The sequence below is a fragment of the Pseudomonas sp. C32 genome (assembly GCF_030417915.1).
Classification (GTDB): Bacteria; Pseudomonadota; Gammaproteobacteria; order Pseudomonadales; family Pseudomonadaceae; genus Aquipseudomonas.
The window spans coordinates 26,968-39,972 of record NZ_JAUHUK010000001.1; the positions used below are offsets into that span (position 1 = coordinate 26,968).

The 13,005-nt window shown below is 56.4% G+C and carries 9 protein-coding genes and 1 other RNA gene; 2 read left to right on the forward strand and 8 right to left on the reverse strand.

Annotation, left to right across the window (positions count from 1 at the left end):
* The first annotated feature begins 1,033 nt into the window (after positions 1 to 1,033).
* Entirely contained in the window at positions 1,034 to 2,908 is a 1,875-nt protein-coding gene (locus tag QYH43_RS00110; protein ID WP_143498528.1) for a hypothetical protein, read from the forward strand.
* Positions 2,909 to 2,983: 75 nt separating this feature from the next.
* A complete protein-coding gene (locus QYH43_RS00115) occupies positions 2,984 to 3,868 on the forward strand; it encodes a viperin family antiviral radical SAM protein (protein ID WP_218232090.1) in 885 nt (294 codons plus the stop codon).
* A gap of 285 nt (positions 3,869 to 4,153) precedes the next feature.
* Here QYH43_RS00115 and QYH43_RS00120 read toward each other — a convergent pair whose 3' ends face one another.
* The 8 genes from QYH43_RS00120 to QYH43_RS00155 all read right to left on the reverse strand — a co-directional run bounded on the left by QYH43_RS00120 (position 4,154) and on the right by QYH43_RS00155 (position 12,900).
* Complete coding sequence (locus tag QYH43_RS00120) at positions 4,154 to 5,410, reverse strand: integrase domain-containing protein (RefSeq protein ID WP_095058351.1); 1,257 nt, start codon at positions 5,408 to 5,410, stop codon at positions 4,154 to 4,156.
* 184 nt (positions 5,411 to 5,594) lie between these two features.
* Positions 5,595 to 5,991, reverse strand: a transfer-messenger RNA (tmRNA) gene (ssrA, locus tag QYH43_RS00125).
* A 94-nt stretch (positions 5,992 to 6,085) separates the two neighbouring features.
* Positions 6,086 to 6,364 (reverse strand): hypothetical protein, encoded by a 279-nt coding sequence (locus tag QYH43_RS00130; RefSeq protein ID WP_095058352.1) that lies wholly within the window; start codon positions 6,362 to 6,364, stop codon positions 6,086 to 6,088.
* 308 nt (positions 6,365 to 6,672) lie between these two features.
* A complete protein-coding gene (locus QYH43_RS00135) occupies positions 6,673 to 6,945 on the reverse strand; it encodes a hypothetical protein (RefSeq protein ID WP_095058353.1) in 273 nt (90 codons plus the stop codon).
* 201 nt (positions 6,946 to 7,146) lie between these two features.
* Entirely contained in the window at positions 7,147 to 9,957 is a 2,811-nt protein-coding gene (locus QYH43_RS00140) for an FAD-binding and (Fe-S)-binding domain-containing protein (RefSeq protein ID WP_095058354.1), read from the reverse strand.
* On the reverse strand, positions 9,954 to 10,625 hold the full coding sequence (locus tag QYH43_RS00145; RefSeq protein ID WP_301155847.1) for a lactate utilization protein C: 672 nt from the start codon (positions 10,623 to 10,625) through the stop codon (positions 9,954 to 9,956). Before QYH43_RS00145 ends, QYH43_RS00140 begins: the two co-directional genes overlap by 4 nt.
* Entirely contained in the window at positions 10,625 to 12,079 is a 1,455-nt protein-coding gene (locus tag QYH43_RS00150) for a LutB/LldF family L-lactate oxidation iron-sulfur protein (RefSeq protein WP_095152080.1), read from the reverse strand. Before QYH43_RS00150 ends, QYH43_RS00145 begins: the two co-directional genes overlap by 1 nt.
* Complete coding sequence (locus QYH43_RS00155) at positions 12,076 to 12,900, reverse strand: (Fe-S)-binding protein (RefSeq protein ID WP_095058357.1); 825 nt, start codon at positions 12,898 to 12,900, stop codon at positions 12,076 to 12,078. The genes QYH43_RS00150 and QYH43_RS00155 overlap by 4 nt, the downstream gene beginning before the upstream one ends.
* Positions 12,901 to 13,005 lie beyond the last annotated feature (105 nt).

A 13,005-nucleotide genomic window follows, 5' to 3' on the forward strand; every position in this document is an offset into this window, starting at 1 on the left:
CACCGGCGGGGCCAGCGACTACGCCGATTACTGCGCCAATTTCGGCACCGGCCATGGCGCCGGTGACGCCTTGGGCTGCGCCACCAACAGTGCCAATCAGGGCGCCGATTTTCCTGCCCAAATCTTTGGTGATGACTGCGGTGGAGTGACAGCGTGGGCATTGAGTGGTCATGTGCAGGGTTCCTGTCGAGAAAGTCGGGATGAAGTCATTGCACGGGCATAGAGCCCATCAAGCAGGTCGCCTGAGCGATCTGCTTAAATGGAGAGACTATGGAGTCTGGGGGATGCCTGATGCGGATGGGTGCAGGTTCGTGATGTATGACTGAGATTTTGTTGAGTCGAATGCACCTGATAGGCTGGAGCCGTCGCAAACCTGGCGATTGCCTTCGAACATTACAACGAGGAGCATCCGCGCAGTGCGTTGAAATACCTCTCACCGATGGAGTTTCGGAGCTTGGCGGCGGCATCAAATTAACGGGGAGTTGGTGTCTGGTCTGATAGGGGCAAGTTCAGTAGGCAAGTCGTTACTATTACCCGTTTAGCGCATCGATACCACTTTCAGACCTCTTGTTCCCTGAACGGCTGAGACCGACAAGCTACCGGTAGCGGCTTGCTGGATGACCGCCAGCCAGTGCAGTACTGACGCCAAGCGCAGCACCGCCAACGGTGCCGACTGCGGCGGCGATCTTCATGGCGTGATGAAAAGCAGTGATTTTGGGGGAGTGACAGCGGGGGCATTGCAATGACATGGTTGGAACCTTTTTAGTGGTGATGTCATTGCGGTTATATGGGGCTGAGAATTTTTCGAATCGAATCGCTAACAATCTAGGTCTTGTAATTGGGTCATATTCGATAATAAGATCTGGCCATCGCTTGAGTGCGTGTGGTGCCTGAGCAACCACGGCTGAGCAGTTGCCTCCTCAGTTGATCGGCTCAAAGGGCCTTGCCCTCTCTCTCCAAATCCCTTGCTGACTATGACCTGTTGCCTGAGGCAGCACGGTACTTTGTTGCCGTGGCTTTGTTGGAGAGAGCTGTGAATATTTCTGATCTGTTACACGCATCGCGTGACATCTATGTCCTGACTGAGAAGCCGAACACCAAAGTAGGTTGTTCTGATCGCTTCTGGTCTATGCGACTCGAAGGTCTTCACCATGACCATATCCGTCTTGCTGTAGACCAGCTGCGCAGCCGTTGGCCTCGCCCTATCCCTAAACATCTCGCACGCTCCATGAAGTCGGTTGCGCTTCAGGACTCACTTGCTCGTAGCCTTGGCGCCAAGTCGTACTGCGACTGGCGTGAGGTCGAGCAACATAAGATTACTGACCTTCTGTCCGCGCACGGTTTGTCAGTGCCTAGCGATCTCATTAAGTGGCCATATTCTCCGAGGGGTGGTGGATTTCTAACGGCTCGACAGGTTGCGGATCGGCTTTTCAATTCGGGTCTGCCACTGCCAAAGCGAATCTTTACCGGTGTGGGATCTTGCCTGTTTGCCCCTCGTGCATACGGTCGCCTGGATCTTGACCAGGTAGCTAGTTGCGCATTGTGGACAGACCAGCAGAGATACGCTTTTTGTGAGCAGCATGAGGATGAGATCCTCTTGCGTGCAGAGTACATGCAGGATGGTTGCGGTCTCGATTATCTCGATATGACAGGCCGGATGTTGATGCTCAACGCGGTAAGCGAGTTTATCGGCTGTATGTACAACATGATGGGCAGTAACCTCATGGAGCCTGCAGCGGGTGACCCGGTGATGCGCAGTTACAACATGTCCGAGGAGGATCTGGCGTTTGAGCTGCAACTGTTGCGGCTGTTCCGTAAAGAGATTGAAGGCTCCGATGATGGTTGGGTGGACGTGCTGCCTGTTCCTGGAAATTCCAATCTCATCTTCCTGAAAGGTGCTAACGGCACTTTTGACTGGGTCATTCGTGATCAGCGCGACAAGGAATTTTCCTCCAACCCGCTTCACCCGTTCTTCAAGAAGGACGAGGTGCCCAAGGCGATGGACCAAAGCAAGCTGGATGGGCATTTGTATTTCGCAACCGGCACATGGGCGGAAAAGCTGGAGCACGATGCGGAGTCGCGTCATTACGCAGAAGGGGGAACGGCGGCCAATTGGCCTGGTTATGCGAAGCTTATTCAGCGCGAGCTTATTGCGAGCCAGGGGTACCGGTTTCCACGCACTGAAACCGGGGTCGCATCCGATGAATTTATCCCGCATCGGCTTGGCGAGAGCTGCTTGATGGTGTCACCCCTCGTTACGATCGCTGATTTTTTTGATTTTTGTAGCAGGTCAGACTGGGGGCACACCAGGCAAGAGAAAGCTCAAAAAACACGTAACAAGAAAATCGGTGATCTGGGCGCTATCAACATGGAGTTGAGTGATCTTCCAGTGAGCGTAACCTGGCTGGATGCTGTCGCGTATTGCCATGACTACGAGCAGCGGATGGGGCTTCCTGTTCGGCTGCTGACCATCGAAGATTGGCAGCAGGTTGCCCCTCCACCGATGGACTTCAGTCATGTTTCATCAGTGCGCTCCTTTGTCGTCAAGAATGGAGAGATGCCTGACGACCCCATCTACGGGCAATTGGGCTGGGGCATTGTTGGTGGCGATGGCAAGCTGGGCGGTAACTCTTCGCATCGATACCGCCCCGACGGCTCCATGCACTACGGGCCGAACCTGAAGTGGGTCGATAACGACGAAGGAGTCCCATTCCTCTCGGTACCGGGTTTCGGCGAGTGGTTGTCTGACTATCAGCATGGATCTGCGCCGATTGCCTCTGTAGCAACCGGTCAATCTATTGTTGGTGGCTCAATTGAGCGCAATCTCTGCCCTGTTCATATGACGATGAGCTACAAGGGCGTCAAGGTCGGGTTCCGACTTTGCTACGTCGCTCATCTCGACGCCTAACCCTCTTTCACTAGGAGCTGAATAATGGTGTATCTCCGACGTGAAGAGGGGACTGTGTGTCCTCAGGTCTCCGAATTGGTTATCAACTGGCACATCACTGAAGCCTGTAACTACAAGTGCCGCTACTGCTACGCGAAATGGGATGGTGCCGGCGGGGAGTTGCTGCATGACTGGAGTCGCGTCCGTAATTTGCTCGATGAACTGCAGGCATTCTTTCATCCGGGGAACGATGCCAATCCGCTCACTCAGCACATGTCGTGGTCCAGCATTCGTTTGAACCTGGCCGGTGGAGAGCCGCTGCTGTATCAAGATGCTTCGCTTCGCGTGCTGGATTACGCGAGGAGCAAGGGAATGACGACTTCCATTATCACCAATGGTAGCCGGCTCACTAACGACTTGATTGACCGACTCGCACCGCTGGTTTCCATGCTCGGACTGAGTCTGGATTCAGCGGATCCTACCAAGAACATCGGCATTGGTCGCGTCGACAGCCGTGGTTCTTTGCTGGACGTGGACTCGCTCCCGGAAATGCTAGTGCGCGCAAAGTCGCAGAATTCGGCTCTGCGATTGAAAGTCAATACAGTGGTCAATGCGCTGAACCACCAAGAAGACATGTCGCCGATCATGCATGCGCTTGTGCCACATCGATGGAAAGTGTTGCGCATGCTGCAGGTAGTAACCAGTGATCTGGCGGTTTCTTCTGAGGACTTTCTCGCCTTCGTTGCGCGGCATGACGCTTTTCATGACGTGATGTGTGTTGAGGGTAATGATGACATGACTGAGTCGTACATTATGATCGACCCGCTGGGCCGCTTCTTTCAGAACACAGCCGGCCAGAAGGGTTACCACTACAGCAACCCTATTGATGTGATTGGTGTGGAGCGTGCGTTCAGCGAATGGCGCTTTTCGGCCGGCGCATATGCTGCGAGGTATCGGGATGCATTGGTGGTGGGGCGATAATGAGAAGATACAGCTCATCCAAGGACATCAATCTGCTGATTAGGAGTCTTCTCGCTGAGGGTTGGTCATATCAGTCGGGGCGCTCTCATGGCCGCATTCGCCCGCCCGAAGGAAGAGGTTTTGTCAGCGTGCCTTCCACTCCAAGCGATTACCGCGCATTTGATAACTTCTTGCATGCTGTCAGGCGTCTGGTGAGTACTATCCATTCCGTGCCAGATACTTAGCACTTGTTGGGTGTCCCTGACCTGGAACGGCACTGCTTGCTCCTGGTCAGGGATAAGCTTGTCAGCGTATCGAAACGACTTTCCTGTCCCGATTTTCCGTCATTGCTGACACTGACAGATTTCCGGTTGCTGCTTCCTGAATGTGTTCGCTCCACCAGGCCATCATCGGTCGTCTGCGTTCGATGTAGTCCGCCCGGTTATAGGCGCTGCGAACCTCGTCTTTGTCGACGTGGGCAAGTGCTACTTCAATCAACTCAGGATCCCAGCCGTGTTCGTTGAGGATAGTGCTGGCCATTGAGCGCATGCCATGGCTTACCAGGCGCCCTTCGAAGCCCATACGCTTTAATGCCATGTTGGCAGTCTGGCTGTTGCAGTGGGTTCGAGGGTTCCGGTCTGCAGGAAACACGTATTCCCGGTGTCCGCTGTAGGGTTTGATTGCCTCCAAAAGCGCCAGTGCTTGCTCAGTGAGCGGCACGATATGTATGCGGCGCTTTTTCATGCGTTCAGCTGGGATCGTCCAAATACGCTTTTCGAAGTCGATATCGGCCCAGCGGGTGGTGGCTGCTTCTGCTGGACGGGTCATGGTGTTGAGCTGCCATTCGATTAGGCAGCGTGTCGTCCTTTTTATGCTGGCATTGGCAATTGCCACCATGAGCTCTTTCAGCTCATCGGGAGCGAGTGCAGCCATGTTTTTCTTTTTCGGCTTCTTGAAGACTGAGCGAATCCCGCTGAGCGGATTTGCGTGAATGAGTCCTGAGTTGACCCCATAGGTCATGATCTCGTTGAGGCGCTGTGACAGCCGTTTAACGGTTTCAAGGCTGCCTTTGGTTTCGAGTGGCCGAAGCAGGTTGATGACTTGTGGTGCGCTGAGGGCTGAGATCGGTGTGGTGCCTAAATCCGGAAAAACATGCAGCGTCAGCGAACGCCAGATGTCCTCAGCATAAGCTGGCGTTACTGAGTCTTTTTTGAGCTCGTACCAAGCCGTCGCTACGTTCTGAAAAGTATGTTCGGTTTCAGCCTTCTTAGCCTGCTTCAGGGTATCTCGCTGCTCTTTCGGATCAATACCAGTAGCAAGGAGCTCCCTTGCCTCAATGGTCATTTTCCTTGCTCGGGCAAGAGATAGCTCAGGGTATGCGCCAAGGCCCATGTTGATGCGCTTCTTGGTTACAGGATGGTAGTAGTTAAAGTTCCATAGCTTAGAGCCATTGATTCTCACTCGCATCTGCAGGCCGTCGCCATCGACCAGGACGTAATCCTTCTCTAAAGGCTTGGCGGCTTTGATCTTGAGTTCAGAAAGGCGAGTAGCTTGAGCGCACATTGGTATTCCATGGAGGGTTTTGGTATTCCAAAAATTAGCACCTGTGGGCTTGGAATACCATTTGGAATACCGAAAGACATAGATCTTGTTGGACGATTGCGGACACTGATGGCGCTGAAAGCCCCGTATTTGCTGGATTTCAGGCACAAAAAAGGACGTCCGTGGACGCCCTTAGATGTATATTTGGTGGAGCCGGGGGGATTTGAACCCCCGTCCGCCAGTACTCCGCTGTCGGTACTACATGCGTAGCCGTGTCTATTAAGTTAACCCTCAGCGACCCGACGGGCAGGGTGCTTTGGGCGAGTTGTGTAAGTTTTAGCCGCTTCGTCCACAACGTACTGCACGGCGATTCTGTTCTATATGACAATCACTTTGGGTTTACAGACATCCCCTGGTGATTGCTGGACCCGAAGGTACCAGAAGCTCAGGGCTAAGGCTGCTTACGCAGCGAGAGCGAATTCCTGGCCGTAGTTTTCGTCATTGGCAACTATAAGTAGTTGCAACAGTGGATTTACGAGTTCTGTTACCAACTCGGCATGCACCTAAAGTTTCGCAACCGGCGTCGAATCCTAAACGGCCCCGAGCCTGATGCTCTGTGAATCAAGTGAGCAGCAGGCGTACACAGTGTACGTCATCACGCCCGGGAAGGCCAACCCGAAGGTTGGTTACCACCGATCATGGGCTTGGTTGGGTGCTCTGTTTGTCAACGAGTGCCAACGCCTGCGTGGCCTCGGTGACGCATTTATTGTCGTCTCCGGAGGCTTGTGAGGCTTCGGCGCTGGACATCAGTCTTTTGATCTCCATTGAGGTGTTTGTGGCGGTCGCCGGCAGCGCATTCACTTTGCCTTTGAGCTCTTGCAACTTGCTCGTACAAAGGTTGTTGTCCGCAGCAAATACAGGAGAGGCCAGCATGGCAGCAGCTATGAACAGGCCCGCGAGTGTGGTGCGTTTCATGGGTATCTCCTTGAGCTGATGGTCTCGGTGCTGCCGTATGAGCGGACGGCCAAGCCGAGCCCGAAAAATCAGTCGCGATCTGACGGGGCCTATCTCAAAGACTACGATTCAACGCAAGAATTCGGTTTTTTCTGAAGGCGTGTCGAGCTTTTCCAGTGATGCAGCGGTTACACAGTTCCAAACCCCAGATACAACAAAACCCGCAACTGGCGGGTTTTGGTTTGCTTCGTAGCGAGCGCAGCCGGGCTTTGAGCTCCCGGCTGCCAATGCTCCGTTGTCGATGTACGCCAACGTGGCCCTAGGCCGAGTTACTTCCCGCCTTTTTTCGAGTCGGAGACGGCCTTGATGATGTCGTTGGTCTCGGCGATGCAATCATCAGTGCCTTCCTTGGTGCCTTTTGCCTGGTCGGCTTTGGCTTGCTCGACGGAGGCTTTTACCTGATCAGCCATTTCTGGAGGAATCTGTGCCTTGCCGTTTTCGATGGTTTTCAGGTTGACCGCGCAAAGGTCTTCTGCGGCGAACGAAGGGGAAGCCATAAGCGAAGCAGTAACGAACAGACCTAATAGAACGGAACGATTCATATATTTCTCCTTGGGCTTAAAGGCCAGGCGTCGCTGGCCGTCAAAACGGGCTGCCGAGTTTTTGATGTCCCACGTTTTGCAGGACTTGATCAGTGGACTGCGGTGGCACGGCAGGGTTCTATTTTTCTGCTGTAGAACTGTTGATTCCGGCAAGAAGTATTAAGGAAGGCGCATTGATGCGCCTGCCATGAGGTCCAGATTTCAGGGCTCCCTAGCCTGGGTAACGCGGTCCACCAGATAAACTAGTCCGTGGTAGTCAATGCCGCCATGTTGCGTCAGACCGATCTCACAGGTGCGGCTGGTGGAGATCCCTTCACTGCATTGTTGTACCGCATCCTTGAGCGTGCGCAACGAGTGGGCGTTCAACTCCGGCGTGGTGAAACCTTTGTCACCGGCGAAGCCGCAGCAGTGAATGCCTTCGGGAATCACCACGTTTTTGCTGCACTTGCGCGCCAGATCGATCAGCGCCTGGCTTTCCCCCAGGTGCTGCGTACTGCACGTTACGTGCACGGCAATCGGTGCGTCCTGTGGCGTGAACGCCAGGCGATCCATCAAGTGAGTGCGGATGAAACGCACCGGGTCGTACAGGTCCAGGCGGGCCTCACCCAGGTCCTGAACCAGGCGCAAGGTGCAGGGGCTGGTGTCGCAATAGATCGGGTCGAGCCCGCCACGGCTGGCGTGGAGCAGGGCACCGATCAATTCCTGTCGTTTGTGCTCGGCTTGTTCGGCATAGCCTTTGGACGCGAAGGGTTGGCCGCAGCAAAGGCTGTCCAGGTTATCCGGGAACACCACTTGGTAACCGGCCTTTTCCAGCAGGCCACGGGTCTTGTCGTGCAGCGACATTTGTTCCGTGTCACCCGCAGCCGGGCCCATGGCGCGGGATACACACGCCGCCAGATAGACCACTCGAGGGCGCGCATCGGTCACCGCTGGACTGAAACGAATGGCTTTTTCCGGTTGCGGCATCGCGTTGGTCCACTGCGGGACCTGTCCTTTGGACAGGCGCGTCAAGGTCGCCGACAACTTCGCCAGTCTTGGTGCGCCCAACAACATTCGCGCACCATTGGCCACGTGCAAGGTGAAACGTGCACTTTGCAGCGCTGTGGCGAAATTGCTTTCAAGCCAGTTGGCGGTTTTCGTATGCGTCGCTTTCCGGCTGCGGAGCTTTTTCACCAGCTCGCCGGTATTGATGCCTACGGGGCAACGTTGTGCGCAGAGGCCGGTCGCGGCACAGGTGTCGATGCCTTGATATTCATAAGCGGCTTCGAGTTCTGACGTGTCGATGCCTGCGCGCTTTTTCGCTTGAATGTCACGCCAGATCACGATGCGCTGGCGCGGGCTCAGGGTCAGTCCTTTCGACGGGCAGACCGGTTCGCAGAAGCCGCACTCGATGCACTTGTCCACAATCTCGTCAGCGGCCGGCAGCGGCTTGAGGTGTTTGAGGTGGATCTGCGGATCGTCACTGAGCACCACGTCCGGATTGAGAATGCCATTGGGGTCGAGCAAGCGCTTGAGCTGCCACATCAACTGGTAGGCATCACTGCCCCATTCCAGCTCGACGAAAGGTGCCATGTTGCGCCCGGTGCCGTGTTCGGCCTTCAGCGAACCGCCGAACTCTACCGCCACCAATTGCGCCACGTCGTCCATGAACGCCTGATAGCGTGCGACTTCTTCCGGGTTATTGAAGCCTTGGGTGAAGACGAAGTGCAGATTACCTTCCAGAGCGTGTCCGAAAAGGATCGCTTCGTCGTAGTGATGTTTGTCGAACAACTCGATCAGACGGTTGACGCCGATAGCCAGTTGTTCGACCGGGAAGGTGACGTCTTCGATGATCACCGTGGTGCCGGTCTTGCGCACCGCGCCGACGGCCGGGAAGGTGTCTTTGCGGATGGCCCAGAGACGGGCGTTTTCCTGCGGGTCTTCGGTGAAGTCGACCTGCTTTTCCACCGGAAACGCCTTCAGCGACGCCATGATTTGCGCAAGTTGTTCGTGCAGCAAGGTGGGCGACGCGGCGCGGGATTCGATCAGCAAGGCGCAGGCATTGTTCGACAGATGCTGTACGAAAGCGGGCATGCCAGGTTTGTCCTGCACTGATCGCAGGCTACGGCGGTCCAGCAGTTCCACGGCCGCCACTGGTTGGCTTTTCAGCACAGTCACAGCGTTGCAACAGGTTTCCACATCCGGGAACACGATCAACGCCGAGGCTTTGTTCGGGTGGTCGATCACGGTGTCGTAGGTCACCGCACTGATGAAGCCGAGCGTGCCCTCGGAGCCGACCAGCAAGTGGCTCAAGATATCCACAGGCTCGTCGAAATCCACCAGGGCATTGAGTGACAGGCCAGTGGTATTTTTCAGACGGTATTTGTGGCGAATTTTTGCAGCCAGTTCGGCGTTTGCGCGGGTCTCGCGACCCAATGTCGCCAGACGTTCCAGCAATGTGGCGTGAGACTGACGAAAGGCTGCAACACTGGCAGCGTCTTCAGTATCGAGACGGCTGCCGTCAGCCAGCACAAGGCGAATCCCGGCCAGGGTGTGATAGGTGTTTTGTGCCGTACCGCAGCACATGCCGCTGGCATTGTTGGCGACGATCCCGCCGATTTTGCAGGCGTTGATCGAAGCCGGGTCCGGGCCGATCTTGCGTCCGAACGGTGCCAGCCACGCGTTGGCCTGGGCGCCGATAACGCCCGGTTGCAATCGAATTTGTGTGCCTTGCCCGCGAATCTCGCGACCGTTCCAGTTATCCCCCAGCACGATCAACACCGAGTCGCTGATGGCCTGGCCGGACAGGCTGGTGCCAGCGGCGCGAAAGGTCACCGGGACCTGATCGCGCTGGGCGAGTTTCAGTAGTGCCACCACTTCATCTTCGGACTCGACGCGTATCACCAGTTTGGGAATCAGCCGGTAGAAACTCGCGTCGGTGCCGAAGGCGAGGGTTGATAACGGGTCGTCGAAACGTCGCACCTGAGGAATCAGTTGTTGCACATCACGCAGGAAAGCGGCCGGTAGACTCATTGGTCCTCCAGAATCAGCACCACCATGTCCTTCGGACCGTGGGCGCCGTACGCCAGTACTTGCTCGATGTCGGCTGTTTTCGACGGGCCGGACACCAGCAACGCGTTGGTCGGCATGCCTTGCGCCCATTCGAATTCCTGCTGCACCTGATAGAAGTTGTCGCGGATTTCACTGGCCTTGAGCAGGGCGAAATGCACGGGTGGCACCAGGCTCATCAAGCGGGGCTCTTCCCGGGTCGGCCAGATAATCAGGCTGCCCGTGGCCGCGATGGCACCGAGGGTGCCGGTCAGGCTCGCCGGGGTGTCGTTGAACAACTCGGCTTTCCATTCTTCAACCGGACGGTCGTAGGTTTTTAGCATTGGCAGGCCGGGATTGTTCGTCCAGTGCTGCGTGATCCGTTGACCGTGGGGCGTTGTCGGTGCGATCAGCAGACTCGGCAACTGGCGGTCCCGCAGCAATTGCGCGAGTAGCGTCGGCCACTCTTCGCCGGACGTCAGATGAATTTCCGTGTGTACCGCTTCCATCAACTTGCGCAACTGCGGGATACGTTGTTCCGGCGTGTAAGTGTAAGGCTGCGTCACCAGATCGACATCGAAGTCGTCAGCCACCGGTGTGGTGCCTGTCAGACTTTTGCTCAGCTTGGCGAGGATATTTTGCTTGGCACTCATCAACGGTCTCCCTGTTTGGCCAAATGTTCACGGGCCATGTCATGCAGCGAGCGGGCAGCGGGTTTCGGTGCGCTGTGGTTTTGCGTCCACGGGCCGACATTGCTCGGCGTGAGGGCGCGCAGGCGCGTGGCAAAGAAACCGAACAGGCGATAGAGCGTCGGCGAGCTGTTGAGCTTGGCCCAGGCATTCCAGATGAACCGCTCTTTGCGCGAGTACTTGCTGCCCTGGCCGCGCATCACTTGATGAGGGCTGTCCGGGGCTTTGACGTTTTCTTCCCGCAGACGCCGCAACAGTGCAGGGATCGGAATTTTCACCGGGCAAACTTCACCGCAGGCACCGCACAGCGACGATGCGCTCGGATGATCCGGCACTTTTGCCAGGCCGACCATGTGCGGGGTGATGATTTTTCCGATAGGCCCAGGGTAAACCTCCCCATAGGCGTGACCGCCGATTCGGGTGTACACCGGGCAATGATTCATACAGGCGCCGCAACGAATGCAGTTCAGGGTCTGGCGCAGTTCGCTGTCGGCAAACGCCTGGCTGCGACCGTTATCCAGCAAGACCAGGTGCACTTCTTGAGGGCCGTCGAGTTCATGCTCTTTGCGCGGGCCAGAGATCATGTTGACGTAGGTAGTGATTGGAATGCCAAGCGCCGAGCGGGTCAGCAATGACAGCAACGGCACCACGTCGCGCAGGTTTTCCACGACTTTCTCAATGCCGGTGACGGCAATGTGCACCGGCGGCACCGTGGTGGTCATGCGGCCGTTGCCTTCGTTTTCCACCAACAGCAGGGTGCCGGTTTCGGCGACGGCGAAGTTGACGCCGGAAACGCCGATGTCCGCTTCAAAGAATTTCTGCCGCAGGACCCTGCGACCGATCTGAATGAGTTGGTCTACGTCCTTGGTGTATTCCACGCCAAGTTTGTCGTGGAACAAGGACGCGACCTGACCGGCGTTCTTGTGGATCGCCGGCATGATTATGTGTGAAGGTTTCTCGTGGTCGAGCTGGACGATGTACTCGCCCATGTCCGATTCCAGGCATTCAATGCCCTGTTCAGCGAGGACATGGTTCATCTCCATCTCTTCGCTGACCATCGATTTACCCTTGATCACTTGCCGCCCCTCGTGAGCGCGGATGATCGAGAGGACGATGCCATTGGCTTCGTCCACCGTTTCCGCCCAGTGCACTGTCACACCGTTGCGGGTCAGGTTCTGTTCCAGTTGTTCGAGCAGCTCGGGCAACTTGGATAACGCACGGGCGCGGACAGCATTGCCCAGCGCGCGCAGGTGTTCTCTTTCGTGGGCATCGCTGAAAGCGGCTGCCCGTTTGGTCATCAGTGAATCCATCGCCTTGCGAAAGTTGCCTCGCAATTGCGCATCACCCAGCGCGTTGTGGGCGCGGGTGCGAAAATCTTCTTCTACGGCGACCGTAGGAATAATCGAGGAAGTGCTCATTGGGCACCCCCGGTTCGCTGCCAGAGGAAACTGGCCAGATGCTGACCGCGCAGCGCTTCTTTCTGTTTTTCCAGCGAGCCGTTGATGTTCATCAGACAGCCGCAATCGGCGCTCAAAATCTTGTGTGCGCCGGATTCCTTCAACGACCGGGTCTTGTCAGCCACCATCGCGCCGGAAATGTCTGGCATACGGACGCTGAAAGTCCCACCGAAGCCACAGCATTCACTTTCGTGACTGTGGTTGACGCGCTCCACGTTGTTCAACTGCGCCAACAACTCACGGCCGTGCAGGTGGGTGTTCATCTCGCGACGTGCCGAGCACGACGTGTGCAGCGCTACTTTTACCGGCTCGCCGCTGTCCTTGAGTTGCACCTTGCAGACGAACAGCAGGAACTCGGCGAGTTCATAGGTCCTGGCCGCCAGGGCCTGAACCTGTTGCAACGTGTCCGGCTCGTCCTTGAACAAGTCGGCATAGTGTTCGCGCAACATGCCGGCACAAGAACCTGACGGCACCACCACCGGATAGTCACCGGCAAACAGCGCCAGTTGTGAGCGCGCCACGGTCCTTGCCTGTTCGGTGTAACCCGAGGTGTAGGCCGGTTGACCGCAGCAGCTTTGCCCTTGCGGGTACTCGACACGAATGCCTTCGCGTTCCAGCAAGTGGATCGCGTCCATCCCGGCTTCCGGGTAGAACAAGTCGACCACGCAAGTCCCGAACAGGTAGACCCGGGCCGGTTTTTCGCTGGGATATTGCCGAGGCTCGGGCAGTGGCGGGGCGACACGGGTCGCATTCGGCACAGCGTTGTAAAAAAGCTCGCTCATCAGGCGGTCTCCGGGTGGTCCCGGTTATTCGTCCGTTGAGGCCGCTGAATATAGAGAGGGAAACTTTCAGCGGCCTTACAGACCGGGGTGTGAATAGCTGACGCC

Coding starts and splice junctions, on each gene's coding strand:
- QYH43_RS00120 (WP_095058351.1), bottom strand. CDS start 5,410: ATGTGCGCTCAAGCTACTCGCCTTTCTGAACTCAAGATCAAAGCCGCC.
- QYH43_RS00130 (WP_095058352.1), bottom strand. CDS start 6,364: ATGAAACGCACCACACTCGCGGGCCTGTTCATAGCTGCTGCCATGCTG.
- QYH43_RS00135 (WP_095058353.1), bottom strand. CDS start 6,945: ATGAATCGTTCCGTTCTATTAGGTCTGTTCGTTACTGCTTCGCTTATG.
- QYH43_RS00140 (WP_095058354.1), bottom strand. CDS start 9,957: ATGAGTCTACCGGCCGCTTTCCTGCGTGATGTGCAACAACTGATTCCT.
- QYH43_RS00145 (WP_301155847.1), bottom strand. CDS start 10,625: ATGAGTGCCAAGCAAAATATCCTCGCCAAGCTGAGCAAAAGTCTGACA.
- QYH43_RS00150 (WP_095152080.1), bottom strand. CDS start 12,079: ATGAGCACTTCCTCGATTATTCCTACGGTCGCCGTAGAAGAAGATTTT.
- QYH43_RS00155 (WP_095058357.1), bottom strand. CDS start 12,900: ATGAGCGAGCTTTTTTACAACGCTGTGCCGAATGCGACCCGTGTCGCC.